19 protein-coding genes, 1 tRNA gene and 1 pseudogene are annotated in these 15,635 nt (G+C 65.5%); 14 read left to right on the forward strand and 7 right to left on the reverse strand.

Going from position 1 to position 15,635, the window contains the following annotated elements; translation table 11 throughout:
- Positions 1-88: 88 nt before the first annotated feature.
- Positions 89-1,312 (reverse strand): capsule polysaccharide biogenesis protein, encoded by a 1,224-nt coding sequence (locus AC2FNJ_RS07905; protein WP_496763695.1) that lies wholly within the window; start codon positions 1,310-1,312, stop codon positions 89-91.
- Between the two features lie 227 nt (positions 1,313-1,539).
- Here AC2FNJ_RS07905 and AC2FNJ_RS07910 point away from each other — a divergent pair, with 227 nt between their 5' ends.
- The 6 genes from AC2FNJ_RS07910 to AC2FNJ_RS07935 all read left to right on the forward strand — a co-directional run bounded on the left by AC2FNJ_RS07910 (position 1,540) and on the right by AC2FNJ_RS07935 (position 5,665).
- Positions 1,540-2,127, forward strand: a complete 588-nt coding sequence (locus AC2FNJ_RS07910; RefSeq protein ID WP_496763674.1) for a riboflavin synthase — start codon at positions 1,540-1,542, stop codon at positions 2,125-2,127.
- A 132-nt stretch (positions 2,128-2,259) separates the two neighbouring features.
- A complete protein-coding gene (ribB, locus tag AC2FNJ_RS07915; RefSeq protein ID WP_496763675.1) occupies positions 2,260-3,381 on the forward strand; it encodes a 3,4-dihydroxy-2-butanone-4-phosphate synthase in 1,122 nt (373 codons plus the stop codon).
- A gap of 2 nt (positions 3,382-3,383) precedes the next feature.
- Positions 3,384-3,935, forward strand: coding sequence for a 6,7-dimethyl-8-ribityllumazine synthase (locus AC2FNJ_RS07920; protein WP_496763676.1), 552 nt, complete (start codon positions 3,384-3,386; stop codon positions 3,933-3,935).
- Between the two features lie 38 nt (positions 3,936-3,973).
- Positions 3,974-4,414 carry a transcription antitermination factor NusB gene (nusB, locus tag AC2FNJ_RS07925; protein WP_496763677.1) on the forward strand — a complete coding sequence of 147 codons (441 nt, stop codon included), beginning with the start codon at positions 3,974-3,976 and terminating at the stop codon, positions 4,412-4,414.
- 70 nt (positions 4,415-4,484) lie between these two features.
- The gene (locus AC2FNJ_RS07930) at positions 4,485-4,790 is read left to right on the forward strand and encodes a hypothetical protein (RefSeq protein ID WP_496763678.1); all 306 of its coding nucleotides are present in this window, start codon (positions 4,485-4,487) and stop codon (positions 4,788-4,790) included.
- Between the two features lie 443 nt (positions 4,791-5,233).
- Entirely contained in the window at positions 5,234-5,665 is a 432-nt protein-coding gene (locus tag AC2FNJ_RS07935; protein ID WP_496763679.1) for an MmcB family DNA repair protein, read from the forward strand.
- A gap of 4 nt (positions 5,666-5,669) precedes the next feature.
- Here AC2FNJ_RS07935 and AC2FNJ_RS07940 read toward each other — a convergent pair whose 3' ends face one another.
- A complete protein-coding gene (locus AC2FNJ_RS07940) occupies positions 5,670-5,858 on the reverse strand; it encodes a DUF6324 family protein (RefSeq protein ID WP_496763680.1) in 189 nt (62 codons plus the stop codon).
- A gap of 78 nt (positions 5,859-5,936) precedes the next feature.
- On the opposite strand from AC2FNJ_RS07940, the gene AC2FNJ_RS07945 reads away from it, so the two are divergent.
- The 4 genes from AC2FNJ_RS07945 to AC2FNJ_RS07960 all read left to right on the forward strand — a co-directional run bounded on the left by AC2FNJ_RS07945 (position 5,937) and on the right by AC2FNJ_RS07960 (position 8,950).
- On the forward strand, positions 5,937-6,419 hold the full coding sequence (locus tag AC2FNJ_RS07945) for a GNAT family N-acetyltransferase (RefSeq protein ID WP_496763681.1): 483 nt from the start codon (positions 5,937-5,939) through the stop codon (positions 6,417-6,419).
- A gap of 47 nt (positions 6,420-6,466) precedes the next feature.
- A tRNA-His gene (locus AC2FNJ_RS07950) sits at positions 6,467-6,543 on the forward strand.
- A 187-nt stretch (positions 6,544-6,730) separates the two neighbouring features.
- Positions 6,731-8,197: a tyrosinase family protein gene (locus AC2FNJ_RS07955; protein WP_496763682.1), complete on the forward strand. Its 1,467-nt coding sequence runs from the start codon at positions 6,731-6,733 to the stop codon at positions 8,195-8,197.
- Between the two features lie 3 nt (positions 8,198-8,200).
- Positions 8,201-8,950 carry a copper chaperone gene (locus AC2FNJ_RS07960; RefSeq protein WP_496763683.1) on the forward strand — a complete coding sequence of 250 codons (750 nt, stop codon included), beginning with the start codon at positions 8,201-8,203 and terminating at the stop codon, positions 8,948-8,950.
- Here AC2FNJ_RS07960 and AC2FNJ_RS07965 read toward each other — a convergent pair.
- A complete protein-coding gene (locus AC2FNJ_RS07965) occupies positions 8,947-9,249 on the reverse strand; it encodes a DUF6476 family protein (protein ID WP_496763684.1) in 303 nt (100 codons plus the stop codon). The two genes, AC2FNJ_RS07960 and AC2FNJ_RS07965, sit on opposite strands and share 4 nt — an antisense overlap.
- On the opposite strand from AC2FNJ_RS07965, the gene AC2FNJ_RS07970 reads away from it, so the two are divergent.
- On the forward strand, positions 9,248-10,282 hold the full coding sequence (locus AC2FNJ_RS07970; RefSeq protein WP_496763685.1) for an RluA family pseudouridine synthase: 1,035 nt from the start codon (positions 9,248-9,250) through the stop codon (positions 10,280-10,282). The genes AC2FNJ_RS07965 and AC2FNJ_RS07970 overlap by 2 nt on opposite strands.
- A gap of 146 nt (positions 10,283-10,428) precedes the next feature.
- Positions 10,429-11,325: an RNA polymerase sigma factor RpoH gene (rpoH, locus tag AC2FNJ_RS07975; RefSeq protein ID WP_496763686.1), complete on the forward strand. Its 897-nt coding sequence runs from the start codon at positions 10,429-10,431 to the stop codon at positions 11,323-11,325.
- Positions 11,326-11,391: 66 nt separating this feature from the next.
- Here rpoH and AC2FNJ_RS07980 read toward each other — a convergent pair whose 3' ends face one another.
- Both AC2FNJ_RS07980 and AC2FNJ_RS07985 read right to left on the reverse strand, forming a co-directional pair.
- Positions 11,392-12,459, reverse strand: a complete 1,068-nt coding sequence (locus tag AC2FNJ_RS07980; protein ID WP_496763687.1) for a fasciclin domain-containing protein — start codon at positions 12,457-12,459, stop codon at positions 11,392-11,394.
- Between the two features lie 183 nt (positions 12,460-12,642).
- Positions 12,643-13,821: a dipeptidase gene (locus AC2FNJ_RS07985; protein ID WP_496763688.1), complete on the reverse strand. Its 1,179-nt coding sequence runs from the start codon at positions 13,819-13,821 to the stop codon at positions 12,643-12,645.
- A 141-nt stretch (positions 13,822-13,962) separates the two neighbouring features.
- Here AC2FNJ_RS07985 and AC2FNJ_RS07990 point away from each other — a divergent pair, with 141 nt between their 5' ends.
- On the forward strand, positions 13,963-14,232 hold the full coding sequence (locus AC2FNJ_RS07990) for a DksA/TraR family C4-type zinc finger protein (RefSeq protein ID WP_496763689.1): 270 nt from the start codon (positions 13,963-13,965) through the stop codon (positions 14,230-14,232).
- 82 nt (positions 14,233-14,314) lie between these two features.
- Positions 14,315-15,202, forward strand: a complete 888-nt coding sequence (locus tag AC2FNJ_RS07995) for a DMT family transporter (protein WP_496763690.1) — start codon at positions 14,315-14,317, stop codon at positions 15,200-15,202.
- Positions 15,203-15,207: 5 nt separating this feature from the next.
- Here the strand turns inward: AC2FNJ_RS07995 and AC2FNJ_RS08000 are convergent, their stop codons facing one another.
- Entirely contained in the window at positions 15,208-15,447 is a 240-nt protein-coding gene (locus AC2FNJ_RS08000) for a hypothetical protein (protein WP_496763691.1), read from the reverse strand.
- Positions 15,444-15,635 (reverse strand): annotated as a pseudogene (locus AC2FNJ_RS08005) (M3 family oligoendopeptidase); the annotation flags it as partial. The gene AC2FNJ_RS08000 and the pseudogene AC2FNJ_RS08005, both read right to left, overlap by 4 nt.

A 15,635-nucleotide genomic window follows, 5' to 3' on the forward strand; every position in this document is an offset into this window, starting at 1 on the left:
CGGGGGCTCCTCGATTTTCCTGCCTCGTATTTTTGCTGGCAATTTATCTGGTTCCGTCCGCGACTTCCAGCGAAAGCAGGGCCGGGGCTCAGCCAAAGACCCGCAACTGTGGCTTCCGGGACTCTGTATCGGCCAGCCGCGCGGCATAGGGATCAGCGTGCCGGAGCATCAGGTCCACCACCTGCCGCAGCAGCTGCCGGCGCCCGCGGCCGGAATAGAACCCGCCCGGCACCTGGCTGGTTTCCAGCAGAAAACGGCGATAGTCGCGATAGGCCGCCCGGTCCGGCTGTTGCGGGCGGGCAAAGAACGCCTCGATCGGCTGGAACGAGACGAAGTCCGGCTTGGCATAGACGGACCGCCCGAAGACCCGCAGCGGAATGCCCCGCCACAGCGCCTGCTGACCGGCGGTCGAGTTGATCGTGACCGCGCTCCGCGCGTCGTTCAGAAGCCGCGCCAGCTTGCCGCCGGGCACATAGTGGACCCGGCCTGTCAGGCCGTGCTGCCGCGTCAGCCGCCGCACCTCGCGGTGCAGCGGGACGCGATGGTTTTCCAGCGGGTGTTCCTTGATCACCAGGTGATGATGGCGCGGGGCGCCGCGGGCGAACCCGGCCATGACCAGTTCGAGAAACTCCGTCATGCTGGCGAATTCGGAATGGCTCCGGAACGAGCTGTCATGTTCGAGCTGCAGCAGCACCAGGTGATAGGGATTGCCGCCCCGGCGGGTGCGGGCGGTGGCCAGCAGGCGTTCGATCCGGCGCACCGGCATCCACAGCAAGCGTTTGAAATAAAGCTGGAATTCCTTGGACACCGGCACCGCGCGATGGGGGCGGAAATGGCGGTAGCCGCGATTGAGGAACATCACGAACCAGTGATAGAGCGCGCCATAGAACACGTGCTGGCGCATGTCGCCCCAATGCGCGGGCGGCGGCGGCTGATCGGCCTCCCCGCGTTCCAGCGCCGCCCGCATCTCGGCGACCTCCAGCTGCATCAGGCGCGAATGGCCGTTCGACCCGCCGCGTTCATACGTGACCCACCAGGGCCGCAGATACCCCTCCTCGAAGACGTGAACCGTCAGCCCGCGCGCCCGCGCCGCCGCGACCGCCTGCGCATGGATCGGGCGGGTGTCGCCATAGAGCACGATGTCGGTGACGCCCAGCCGCTCCAGCAGCGCGTCCAGCGTCCCCGGCCACCGCTCCGGCCGGTCGCGAAACGCGATGTAGCTCCGCCTGTCGAACCAGAACGCCCGGTCGCCCGCGTTGAACCCGACCCGCCAGACGGTGCCGCCGGCCTTGCGCAACATGCCGGCCAGCATCGAGAAGAACGGGCCGTGCGGACCCTGCAGGAACAGGAACACCCGGCCGCAGGCTGTGTCTTGGGGTTTCACTGGTCTTCGTGTCACGATGGCTGCTCGACGTGAGTATCGTTGATCTTTTGGCCGAAACTATGACCCCGGCCGGGTTTTGACGCAAGCCGGGGCTTGCCCGAGCCGGTCAGGACCGCTAGGTCGGCTCTGAACGCTAGCCCCGGAGATTTAACGCCATGTTCACAGGGATCGTCACCGATATCGGCACCGTGGTCGAGCTGGACCAGCAGGGCGATCTGCGCGCCCGGATCCGCACCGGCTACGATACCGGCACGATCGACATCGGCGCCTCGATCGCCAGCGACGGCGTCTGCCTGACCGTGATCGCGCTGGGCGCCGACTGGTACGACGTGCAGATCAGCGCCGAAACCGTGTCCAAGACCAACCTCGGCACCTGGCGCACCGGCAAGCGGGTGAACCTGGAACGCGCGCTCAAGGTCGGCGACGAACTGGGCGGCCACATCGTGTCGGGGCATGTGGACGGGGTGGCCGAGGTGATCGCGGTCGCGGACGAGGGCGACAGCACCCGCGTGACCTTCCGCGCCCCCGCGGATCTGGCCCGCTTCATCGCCCCCAAGGGTTCTGTCGCCCTGAACGGCACCTCGCTCACGGTGAACGACGTGCAGGGGCGCGATTTCGGGATCAACATCATTCCGCACACCAAGGAGGTGACGACCTGGGGCGAGGTCGCGGCGGGCGACCGGGTGAACCTCGAAATCGACACCCTGGCGCGCTACGTGGCCCGGCTGGCCGAAACGGCCTGACCCGCCCCGGCCCGGCGGCGGCCGGGACCGGGAACGCCGCGTCCGGCCCCGCCCATGCCGTTTGCGGTCTGGCCTTTGCGGCCCGCGTGGTCTATCCCGCCCTGCAACGGATGCTCTGCGAAAGGCTGCCCCATGAGCTTTGAGACCCCAGGCCCGATCGAAGCCCGGCTGCGCGACGCGATCAGCCCGATCGAAGACATCATCGAGGACGCCCGCCAGGGCCGCATGTACATCCTCGTCGATCACGAGGATCGCGAGAACGAGGGCGATCTGTGCATCGCGGCGGAATTCGCCGATGCCGCGGCGATCAACTTCATGGCCACCCATGGCCGCGGCTTGATCTGCCTGCCGATGACGGCCGAGCGGATCGACCGGCTGGGCCTGCCGATGATGGCCGTCAACAACTCCTCGCGGCACGAAACCGCCTTCACCGTGTCCATCGAGGCCCGCGAGGGCGTGACCACCGGCATCTCTGCGGCGGACCGGGCGCTGACGATCAAGACCGCGATCAACGAACAGAACACGATGGCGCACCTGGCCACGCCGGGCCATGTCTTTCCGCTGCGCGCCAAGCGCGGCGGGGTGCTGGTGCGCGCCGGCCATACCGAGGCGGCGGTGGACATCTCGCGCCTGGCGGGTCTGAACCCCTCCGGCGTGATCTGCGAGATCATGAAGCCCGACGGCACCATGGCCCGGCTGCCCGATCTGGTCGAATTCGCCCGGGAACACGGGCTCAAGATCGGCACCATCAGCGATCTGATCGCCTATCGTTCCCGTAACGACAACCTGGTGGTCGAAACCTCGCGCCAGACGGTGACGTCGGCCTATGGCGGCGAATGGGAGATGCGGATCTTCACCGATCAGACGCACGGGATCGAGCATGTGGCGATGATCAAGGGCGACATCACCACGCCCGACCCGGTGCTGATCCGCACCCATGCGCTGCACGAGGCGTCCGACGTGCTGGGGCTGGGGCCGAAATCGCCGCAGGAACTGCCCCGCGCGATGGAAAAGATCGCCGCCGAGGGCCGCGGCGTCGTCTGCCTGTTCCGCAACCCCCGCAATTCGCTCTATGCCACCGAGGACGAAGGCCCCCGCACCATCAAGCAAACCGGGTTGGGCGCGCAGATCCTGTCCAAGATGGGCATTCACGAGCTGATCCTGCTGACCGACTCGCCGCAAACGAAATATCTCGGCCTGGACGCGTTCGGACTGTCCATCGTCGGGACCAGGCCAATCATGAAGGATGACTGACCGTGGCTGAACAAGACAAGCATGGCGCCCTGCCGCGGCCGGAATTTGACCGGCCGGTGAAACTGCTGATCGTGGTTGCGCCGTTCTACCGCCATATCGCGGACGATCTGATCGCCGGCGCGACCGCCGAGATCGAGGCCGCCGGGGGAAGCTTCGAGATCGTCGAGGTTCCCGGCGCGCTCGAAGTGCCGACCGCCATCGCCATGGCGGACCGGCAGTGCAATTTCGACGGCTACGTGGCGCTGGGCTGCGTCATCCGGGGCGAAACCACCCATTACGAAACCGTCTGCAACGATTCCAGCCGCGCGCTGCAGCTGCTGGGCCTGCAGGGTCTGTGCATCGGCAACGGCATCCTGACGGTCGAGAACGAGGCTCAGGCCCGGGTCCGGGCCGATCCGGCGCAGATGAACAAGGGGGCCGGGGCGGCCGCCGCGGCCTTGCATCTGGTCGCGCTCAGCCGTAAATGGGGCGCCTTGAAGAAGGGCGTCGGGTTCAAACCGCCGTCCGAGTCCATCCTCCTGGCGGGCGACAACAACGGACCCTCTGCAACATGACCACCAGGCAAACGTCCCGACCGGGCAGCCGGAACCGCATGAGCAAATCCGCCGCGCGGCTCTATGCGGTGCAGGCCCTGTTCCAGATGGAACGCTCGGGTCAGACCGTGGAACAGGTCGTGCACGAGTTTCTCGACCACCGGTTCGGCGCGGTCTATGACGGCCACGAGATGATCGACGGCGACATCGCGCTGTTTCGCAAGCTGGTCGATGACGCAGTGAACTATCAGGCCCCGATCGACCAGATGACCGACCGGGCGCTGGTGGCGAAATGGCCGATCGGCCGGATCGACCCCACGCTGCGCGCCGCCTTCCGCGCCGCCGGCGCGGAACTGACGCAAAGCGACACGCCGCCCAAGGTGGTGATCACCGAATTCGTGGACATCGCGCGCGCCTTCTTTCCCGAAGGCAAGGAGCCGAAATTCGTCAACGCGGTGCTCGACCACATGGCCCGCGAGGCCCGGCCTGAGGCGTTCTGACACGACAAACTGTGCTGGACCCCGGTCTCACATGCGCTAGACTGAATGTCACAGCGCAAGGAGACTCGCCATGCCGAAACTGATCCGCCTCTACATCACCCAGGTCGCCATCGGCTTTGCCCTCTCTGCGGTGTTCGTGGGGCTGCTTCTGGCCGTGAACGTCGCCAATCTGCGCGGGCTGATCGCCGGCTCCGACAGCGGCCTGCTGGCGCTGGGGATGATCTGGTTCATGAACGGGATCGTGTTCGCCGGCGTGCAGTTCGCCTGGGCGATCATGAGCATGGCCGAAAAGCCCCAGGGCCCGCAGCGCGGCACCCCCGTGGCGCGCGACTTCGAACCGGCCGTGGCGCATCAGGAGGCTTCGGCCCGACGCTGATCGCGTCGGCCGGAACCGTGGCGGGACCGCCAGTCAACCGTGCGGCGTCGATTCCCGAGGACCTGCATGTACAGGTGGGCGCCAGGTAATCAGGCCAGGACCTGAACAGAGCCAGCTCCCTCGGAAATGTTTAAGGCCACCGGAATACTGCCTGACACGAGAAGGGCAGAACCCGCCACCGGCCTAACTAGGCGCCCCGGCCGGTTTGCACAAGGGGTCAGCTGAAAACGATCGCCCGCACGTTGCCGATTGGCAGAGCGGTCTCCGCCCCGCCTGGCCGCGCAAACCGGCCGCCAGAACTGGTACAAACCGGAAGAACCGCGCTCGGGACCGTGTACAAACCGGACAGATGGCCGGACCGGCGGGTCTTGCGAGCGCATCTGCGCCGCGGCCCCGGCGCCTGCCATCTTGATTTCCGTTCCCTTATTGTTCACCCTTGTCCCATGACCCTGGATCTGCAGCCCGGACAAAGACTCGCGCGCGGCGTGGCCCGCCATCTGGCCAGCCATGGCTTTGTTTCCGTTGAAGAATTCGTGCCTGCGCGCGGGCTGCGCGTGGACGTGATGGGGCTCGGCCCGCGGGGGGAGCTCTGGGTGATCGAATGCAAGTCCAGCCGCGCCGACTACCAGACGGATTCCAAATGGCACGGCTACCTGGACTGGTGCGACCGCTTCTTCTGGGCCGTCGACATCGACTTCCCCACCGACCTGCTTCCAACGGAAACCGGCTTGATCATCGCCGACGCCTATGATGCGGAGATCGTCCGGATGGCGCCGGAAAGCAGGCTGGCCCCGGCGCGGCGCAAGAAGATGATCCAGAAATTCGCCATGGATGCCGCCCGGCGCCTGCGCGCCCTGCGCGATCCGAAACTGTAGCCAGTCAGCCCCTTACGCTGCGCGCGGCCTGGGCGGCGGCGCGGATTTCCTCTGCGATTTCATCGGCTTCTTCGGGATCGAAGTCCATCGGGATCTCGACGTCGCCGGCTTCGACGAACAGCCGCACCATGCCCTGATCGGTGGGGCCGATCTGCAGGTTGGCCTCGATGTCGCGTTCGGTGTTGATGCCCATGACAGCCTCCGGAAGCGGGAGCCTCGTGCTAGCCCGCAACGGGTTGAGAATCAAGCGCCTCCTGCGGTCTGATGGGGCATGACACCGCCTCTGCTCCGCCCGTTCCGCCCCGATGACGCCCCCTGGCTGGTCGAAAGGCATGGCACGCTCTATGCGCGGGACGAGGGTTTTGACGACACGTTCGCCCCGCTGGTGGCCGAGATCCTGGACGACTTCCTCCGCAACCATGATCCGGCGCGGGAGCGGGGCTGGATCGCCGAGGCCGGCGGGCAGCGGCTGGGCAGCATCTTTTGCGTCTCCGCCGGCGGCGACACGGCCAAGCTGCGCCTGTTCCTCCTGGTGCCCGAGGCGCGCGGCAAGGGGCTGGGCAAGCGCCTGCTCGCCACGTGCATGGGCTTCGCCCGCGCGGCCGGGTATCGCGACATGGTGCTCTGGACGCATGAAAGCCACCGCGCGGCCTGTGCGCTCTACGCGGCCACCGGATGGGTGTTGGTGGACAGCAAACCGGTACATTCCTTCGGCGTCGATCTGGTCGAACAAAGCTGGCGAATTTTGCTTTGACACCCTTGCATTCATCCGAGCTGTTGGATACATCGCCCCTCACGAGTGCCGCCTTAGCTCAGTTGGTTAGAGCGCTGGATTGTGGATCCAGAGGTCCCCCGTTCGAGCCGGGGAGGCGGTACCATTCAGGCCCCCACCACATACCGACCGACCCCGCCGGTACCGGCCAGGCGGCGTGATTCAATCTGCAATTCATGGTAGTCTCGGCGCAGTTGGCTTCGCGCCTGTTTGGGTGCGCCGCGACCGGATCGGCGCTTTGACGCCGGGCAGCGGCACGATTTCAGCAAGGATTTCAGCAGGGAGGGATTGAAATGGCCGGAATTCGCAGGGACATCGCCAAGTTGAACGGTCCATGGGCCGAAGAGGTCTTGTGGTATGCGCGGGCGGTGCGGGACTTGCAGTCGCGCGCACCGGCGGACCGGACCAGCTGGTGGTATCTGGGCGCGATACACGGCATCAACGTGCAGGGCTGGCTGCAGCAGGGGCTACTTGCCTCGGCCGGGTCGCTGCCACCCCAGCAGGAGCAGGACATCATCTTCAACCAGTGCCAGCATGCCGGATGGTTCTTTCTGCCCTGGCACCGGGGATATCTGGCCGCGTTCGAGGCCATTCTCGATGCCTGGATCGTGGCGCAGGGTGGCCCTGCGGACTGGGCCTTGCCCTATTGGAACTATCTGAACGACACGGAGCCCAACGCGCGGGCGATCCCGCAGGAGTTTCTCGATGCGACCCTGCCGGACGGCACCGCCAACCCCTTGTCGCAGGCGCCGCGCAACGGCACGCAGGTGCTGGGACCGCAGCCGTGGTTCCCGGCCGACATCAGCCTGAACGCGCAGACCCAACCGGCGCCCTACACTGCCGCGCCCGGCACCAGCGGCTATGGCGGAGCGATCAGCGGCTTTGCCCAGCAGGGCAATCTGAGCGGCGCGGTGGAACTGGACCCGCACAACCGCGTTCACGTGCTGGTGGGCGGCGTCGGGCAGAATGCCGGCTGGATGAGCGACCCGGATTTTGCAGCACTCGATCCGATCTTCTGGCTGCACCACTGCAACATCGACCGGCTGTGGGAAGCGTGGATGAGCGATCCGTCCAACGCGCAGGAAAGCAGCAGCGCCTGGCGCAACGGGCCTTTCCCGCGCCAGTTCCTGATGCCCAATCCGGCGGGCGGCGGGGATGTCTTCATTCCCGGCGATACGCTGCCCGGTGGTCCGCTGGCCCCAAGTTATGATACGCTTCACGACGGCACCGGCATTGCCCAGCCGGTGGCCGGAGGACCGTTGCCGGAGGCTGTCATGCCCGCATCCTCTTTCTCTGGCGGATCGGCGCTGATGGGGGCCAATGCCGCACCGCTGACCGTGACCGAAACGCCGGTCAGCACCGATGTGACGGTTGCGGAGGGACTTGCAAGCGAAGCAGAGGCGCCCGGCGCGGTCGCGGCCCGGACGCGGATCTACCTGAACCTCGAAGGCGTGCGCGGCACGTCGGCCACGGGCGTTCTGCAGGTGTCCATAAGGGTTCCGAAGGCGGACGGAACCGAGGATCTGCGCCCCGTCGATACCGTGGCGCTTTTCGGATTGGCCAAGGCCACCTCGACCGAGGGCGTCCATGCGGGCAACGGCTTGTCGGCGGCACTCGACATAACGGGCCTGGTGCAGGATCTGCAGGCCGCCGGTGCCGGCGCGCTGGACCGGATCGAGGTGGAGTTGAACCAGCCGACGGCGGGGGAACCGCCGATCACGGTGGAACGGGTCAGCATCTACAAGCAGGAACTGGGCTGAATCGTGCGGTTCCGCGCGTTTCTTGCGCAGCTCGGGCTGGGGCCGATGCCCTGGCTGCTGGCGCTGTCGGGGGTGGGGTTCGCCGTCTATGTCCTATTGCCTGAGGCCGCGCGGGTGTCGGCGATCTGCGGGCGGGTTTCGCTGTCTGATCTGATTGATCCGGTCGCTCTGACTGCGCTGATCTGGTCCCCGGGCCTGCTGGTTGCGGATTGGGTCGTGATGGTCGTGGTCATGATGCCGCCGCTGGTGTCGCTGCAGATGGCGCATGTCTGGCGCTCCTGCGGAAGGGCGTGGCGCGGCTGGGGCGCCGCCCTGTTCGGGCTGTCCTATACGGCGGTCTGGGTGCTGGCCGGGCTGGTTCTGGTGCCGGCCGCGGTGGCTCTGTCGGCGCTGCTGCCGCCGCTGACCAGCTTCGGTGTAGCCCTGGTTCTCGCGCTGGGCTGGAGCGCGTCACCCCCGGCCCAAGCCGCCCGGAACCGGTGCCATCGCGTGTACCGGATCGGCGCCGGAGCGCCGCGGGCGCTGCCGGACTGCGCCCGACACGGGGTCGCCACAGGGCTTGCCTGCGTTGGTGCCTGCTGGCCCTGGATGATCGTGCCATTGACGGTCGCGACAGGTCACGCGGCCGCGATGCTGCTCGTGGCGCTCTACTTACTGGCCGAACGTCTTGCGCCTGCCGGGAGAGTGCGCTGGCGGGTGCCGCCGGGCTGGGAAACCCTGTTCGGACCGGTCGGCGGGCAGGTCCGGTCCTAGTCGATCGACACGCTTTGCCGCAGATTGCCGGTGGTCTTGTCGAAAATCAGGATGCGATCGTCATCCGTGACGACGGCATACCAGTTGTTGCCGATCGTCACCGCCTGCGCGCGCGCGCCGTCGGGCAGTTCGACCTGCTCGGGCAATGTCGGGGTGCGATCCGACAAGCGGATGACAATCAGCGCGAATGTCACTAGAACCCCGCCAATCATCACCGCGGTCAACGCCATGACCATGCGTCTGAGCAACCGCAGTTGCGGCGTTTCCTGCGGTTCCTGGGGGTCGGAAGGGACGTTCATGGGCATCCGCCTGATAGAGTTCGAGATCGCGGCCGCGCCGCCGCCCCGCCTTGATAAGGCGCTTTCGCGGGATGTGCCAGCCGCGGAGAACCTGTCGCGCACACGATTGGCCCGGCTGATCGAGGGCGGCGCGGTGGCGGTGGACGGCACCATCGTCACCGATGCAAAGGCGCGCGTGGCGGAAGGTGCGCGAGTGGCGATTTCGGTCGAGGACGCCGCCGAAAGCCATATCGGTCCGCAGGACATCCCGCTTGCCATCTTTTTCGAGGACGAAGACCTGATCGTCATCGACAAGCCGGCGGGTATGGTCGTGCATCCCGCGCCGGGATCGCCGGACGGGACACTGGTGAACGCGCTGCTGCACCATTGCGGGGCCGATCTGTCCGGTGTCGGTGGCGTGAGACGCCCAGGCATCGTTCACCGCATCGACAAGGACACGAGCGGGCTGCTGGTCGTCGCCAAATCCGATGCCGCGCACCAGGGACTCGCCGCGCAGTTCGAGGCCCACACGGTCGAGCGGAACTACCGGGCGCTGTGTTTCGGCGTGCCCGACGCCAGCGATCCGCGCTTGCGCGGCGTCAAGGGGGTGAGTTTCGAGCCGGGCAACATCCTGCGGCTGACCACCCAACTAGCCCGGCATCGCGCCGACCGGCAGAAGCAGGCGGTGGTGTTTCACGGTGGGCGACATGCGGTGACACGGGCGCGGGTTGTCGAAACATTCGGCGCCCCACCGGTTCTGGCGCTGGTCGAATGCTGGCTGGAAACCGGACGCACCCATCAGATCCGGGTACATATGGCCCATGCCGGGCACGGTCTGGTCGGAGACCCGGTGTACGGCGGCAAGCGGAAACTGCCTGCGCGCGCACTGGGCGACGCGGCGGCAACGGCCGTGCAGAGCTTTCCGCGTCAGGCGCTGCATGCGGCGGTGCTGGGTTTTGACCACCCGGTTTCGGGCCGGAAACTGCGCTTTGAGGCACCGCTGCCGCAAGACATGCAAACCCTGCTCGACACGCTCCGCGCACCGGTGTCATAATGCGCAAAAAGCCGTGATACACAAAAACTTAGCTTTTCTTAATGATAGCTTAAGATCAAACTGTTAGCGGTCCCCTTGAAAGGGCAACATAGATGACCCATATGCTATGTTAAAGCTCTAAACATTATATGGAGGGACACGGACGAATGGCAAATTATGCAAATCTCCCTGCTCCGACGCCCGAAGGCGGTCTGAACCGCTATATGCAGGAAATCCGTAAGTTTCCTCTGCTTGAGCCGGAAGAAGAATACATGCTGGCCAAGCGTTGGGTCGAAGAACAGGACACCGAAGCGGCGCACAAGATGGTCACGTCGCACCTGCGACTCGCGGCCAAGATCGCCATGGGCTATCGCGGCTATGGCCTGCCGCAGGCCGAGGTAATTTCCGAGGCCAACGTGGGTCTGATGCAGGCCGTAAAGCGTTTCGACCCCGAGAAGGGGTTTCGTCTGGCCACCTATGCGATGTGGTGGATCCGGGCCTCGATCCAGGAATACATTCTGCGGTCCTGGTCCCTGGTGAAACTTGGCACCACGTCGGCGCAGAAGAAACTGTTCTTCAACCTGCGCAAGGCCAAGGCGCGGATCGGCGCGCTGGAAGAGGGCGACTTGCGGCCCGAAAACGTCAAGCAGATCGCCAATGACCTGGGCGTGTCCGAAGAGGACGTGATCAGCATGAACCGCCGTATGTCGGGGGGCGATGCGTCGCTGAACGCGACCGTCGGCACCGAGGGCGACAGCGCGATGCAGTGGCAGGACTGGCTGGAGGACGAAGACGCCGACCAGGCCGGCGACTATGAGGCGCGCGACGAGCTGGAAGCCCGGCGCGAACTGCTGGCCGAGGCGCTGGACGTTCTGAACGACCGGGAAAAGGACATCCTCACGCAGCGCCGCCTGATGGATCAGCCGGTGACGCTGGAAGACCTGAGCACCCAGTACAATGTCAGCCGGGAGCGCATCCGGCAGATCGAGGTCCGGGCGTTCGAGAAACTGCAGAAGAAGATGCGGGAACTCGCGCGCGACAAGGGTATGCTGACGCCGGTCTGATTGGCCGGCCCCGACAACGCGAATACGGCCCGCCGATCTGGCGGGCCGATCTTTTTGGGCCGGTTCTCAGGCGAACAGGAAGTCATCCGCGGACAATTGATGCTCGCGCACGCCCAGGAGCGCGATGCTGTCGCCGTCATCCAGTTCGATCACGGTCCGGAAGAAGCCGCCGTCGATATCGTCCTCGATATCTTCGTACCCGGTGATGCCCGCGTAACCGGTCAGATCGATCACGTCGCGCCCGGGACGGAAATCCACGATGGTGTCGTGCCCGTCACCGTTTTCCATCACGAAGGTATCCCTGCCGCGCCCGCCGCTCAGAAGGTCGTCGCCGGTGCCGCCGTCGATGGTGTCCTTGCCGCGCCCGCCAAAGATCTTGTCGTGGCCGTCCTCGCCCAGGAGCTTGTCCTTGCCGCGGCCGCCGAAGATCACGTCATTGCCCGCGCCGCCCAGGGCGATGTCATCCCCGGACCCGGCGTTGATCACGTCGCGCCCACCATTGCCGTCGATGAAATCCTTGCCTTTTCCGGTGAAGATGAACTGGTCGCTGTCGTCGCCGATGATGAAATCGGTGTTGCGCTGCGACAGGATGCCGGAGACCGAGACCGGCAGCAGAACGCCGTTCAGGACATGGATGATGCCGTTCGAGGCATCCACGTCGAAGCCGATCAGCCCCGGATCGGCCACGCCGTCGTCGGCATCTCCGAGGCTGGGCGGATCGCTTTGCAGGTTGAGCGTCAGGTTGGAGCCCAGAAGGGTCGGGATCGCGGCGCCATCGCCCAGCCCGACCACGGTTTCCTTGTCGAATTCACCGTTCACGACGTGATATTTCAGAATGTCGGTCAACAGGGGGATGGGATCGCCACCGCCCAAGAGCGTCAGCGCCTCGATCACGAAACTCAGTGATCCCGCCTCGTCCGAACCGGTGAACCCCAGCGCCTGCGCCAACCCGACGAATGCGGCGTCGGTCGGTGCGAATACGGTCAGCGAGGCCGCCGGATCGTCGAGAGGGCCGGCCAGCCCGGCCGCGATGACCGCTTCGCGCAGGATGTCGAAATCGCCGCTGTTGTCGTCGAAAGTGCCCGGCGCGCCGCTCTTGAGAACCGTGCCGGTCAAGGTATGTGTCGCTTCCATATCTGATAATCCTCTAACCCTGTTTCAGCAACGCCGGACGCAGGGCCGCGAGGGTCGGGCCGACGGCCATGGCGACTGGCGAAGATGTCAGGGGTACGTCGCCGGTTTCAAACCGGATCACGATGCGGGGATGCACGATTTTGTGAGCGGCCGTGTAGGCGGTATCGGGCCGGCCCGGAGCGATCAGCGCAGCCGCGCCTGCAGGACGCGGACCATGTTCTCGCCCATGACCTTGCGGATCTGGGCTTCGGTCAGTCCCAGATCCATCAGCGCCGAGGTCAGGGCGGCCAGTTCGGACGTATCGAACGCGGTTTCGACCGAACCGTCGAAATCAGACCCCAGCGCCACGTGATCCTCGCCCACCGTGTCGATGGCGGCCTTGATCATCTGTGCGATTCCCTTGGGCGAAATGTCGCCGCAAGTCACGTCCGCCCAATACCCCATGCCGATCACGCCGCCAGTGGCGGCGATCTCGACCATCAGATCGTCGGGAAAGTTGCGTTTGACCGGGCAGTGGCCATGCAGGCCGCCATGGCTGACGATCAGGGGAACGTCCGTCATCGCAAGCACGTCACGCGCCACCTGCGGGCTGGAATGGGCCAGGTCGATCACGACGGGGCGCTGCGCGAGTTCGGCGACGACGGCACGGCCGAATTCTGTCAGGCCGGAATCGCCCTGGCCGTGCAGCGACCCTCCCAATTCGTTGTCGAAGAAATGGTGCAGGCCAAAAACACGATGCCCAGCATCGAAGATCGGGTCGAGATTGGCCAGGTCGCCTTCGAGCGCATGTGCGCCTTCGATCCCGAGGATGCCTCCGACAACATCCTGACCGTTGGCGCGTGCGTCCAGAACCGTGTCCAGATCGGCGGCGGACTTCACGATCTTCAGCCGGCCGTCCGAGGCGGCCTCGAACCGGTGGAGCTTTTCGGCCTGATGGATCGCGCGTTCGCGCAGGCTGTTCCAGGTGCGGATGGGCCACATCTGGCCGATCGCCAGCAGGGTGATGTTGTCGAAGGCATCTTCCGAGTTGCTTTCGTAGTTCTGGCCGGCCGGAGATTTGGTGACGGCGGTGAAGACCTGCAGCGCCACGTTCCCCTCGATCAGACGCGGGATGTCAACTTGCCCGCGATCGCCGCGCTGGGTCAGATCCCGGCTCCACAGCAGGGGGTCGGCGTGCAGATCGCCGATGACGAGCGTCTCGTGCAAGTCTGCGGCCGCGTCGGAAACGGGGTAGGGCGCATGGTCGATCACGTTGTTGCGCGCCGCTTCGACATAGGGCGGCAAGAACACGAAAAACACCAGCGCACCCACGATCAGCGCCAGCACGATCAGCCCGGCGAACCACTTCAATACCCTGCGCATGACCTTCTCTCCACCTGTTGCCGGTCCAGATTACGGCGGAGTCGGAAATTGGAAAGCCTGACTTGGCGTCGGGACGCTCCAAACTTGTTTCGAAGCACCTGCCTGATCTAGTCTGACGGAACGGAGTTCGGAGAGGGCATCATGGCCGGCGGATGGGCGCGCGACGGCGCGGTGAGCGAACAGATCGAAGCCTCGATCAAGGACGAACTGGCCCGGTTGCGGGCGCGAAAGCGCCCGGCGGGCGAAAGCCGGACGCATTGCGCGGAATGCGACGAACCGATCCCCGCGGCGCGGCGCAAGGCTTTGCCCGGCGTCAAGCTGTGCATCGACTGCCAGCAGGAACGCGACACGGCCTTCAAGCCACGCGGCGGGATCAACCGGCGGGGATCGAAGGACAGTCAACTGAAATGAACCCTGCTGAAATCATGGCGCGGGCGCAGTTCCGGACCTGTCTGACAGAACGCATAACTTGCCGGGAAACCGGGCGCGTTTCATGTCGGGCAGAGTAGGCGCGGTGCAGAAGAGCGGCCTGGCGCTGGGGTTTCTGGCGGCGTTCCTGTGGGGGACGCACAGCGTGATCGTCAGGTATCTGACGAGCGATCTGGGCGGCTTGCAGATCGCAGCGGTTCGATTGTTCGTCGCCGCGGCGGCCATCTATGGATTGCTGAGGGTCATGGGCGCACCGGTCACGGTGAACTTTCGGGATTGGAACTTTCGGCTGGCGGCGCTTTCGACGGTGATCAATTACATTCTGTTCCATGTCGGGCTGGAGCATACCGGAGCTGCCAATGCGATGGTGCTGGAAAACACCGCGCCCTTCTTTGTCCTGATCTTTCTCTACTTCTTTTCGCAGACGGCAATCGGCCTGAAAGAGGTGGCCGCGACCCTGCTGGCGATCGTCGGCGTATTCCTGACCGTGTTTCAGGATTTCGAGGCGGGCGGAGAGCCGCTTTTCGGCGACATCCTGGAAATCGGCGCGGGGATGAGTTGGGCCGTCTTTCTTGTCTCCAGCAGCCGGGCCATGCGGGCCTCGACCTCGACGGCGGAACGGCTGAATTTCCTGTTCGGCGTATTCGTCTGCGCTTTTGTTGCGCTCGCTCCGATGTCCCTTTTCGGTCTTTCCGCGCCGACGGCAGACGACGTTGTCTTTCTGCTTCTGCTGGGCGTCTTCCCGACCGCTCTGGCCTATTATCTCTGGTACGAGGCCGCCGCGCGCGTCTCGACCGTCACCGCCACGCTCATGTTCGCGTCGTCCGTCGCGTTCACCTTCGTCAACGCCTCGCTGTTTCTGGGCGCGCCGATCACGGCAGCGGCCGCGCTGGGCGCCGTGCTGATCGTTGCGGGCGTTTTCCTGAGCTCTGATCGCCGAGACTCCCGCTAAGCGCGTCACCGGTTGTCGCGGCGGCGTTTCCAACGGCGGTACAGCTCGACATCCATCGCCGCCACCATGATGCCAAGCGGGATCATCCAGAATCCGAGGATCGGCAGGAATCCGAACACGCCGCCGACGATCAGCAACAGGCCCACCACGATCCGCAGTCCGCGCGGGACGTTGCGGCGGATGCGCGACAGGGCGGGGCGCAGGCGCGCCTTTGCGGCGGCCCAGCGCCTGCCTCCGGGGCTCACGCCTCCATCGCCTCCAACTCGTCGATCAGGCCCGCGATCATCGACAGGCCCTTGTCCCAGAATTTCGGATCGGTCGCATCCAGCCCGAACGGCGCCAGCAATTCCTTGTGGTGCTTGGACCCGCCGGCGCGCAGCATCTCGAAATACTTGTCTTCGAACCCTTCGGCCCCTCTTTCGTAGACCGAGTA

The sequence above is a fragment of the Ruegeria sp. BHSB196 genome (genome assembly GCF_059613135.1).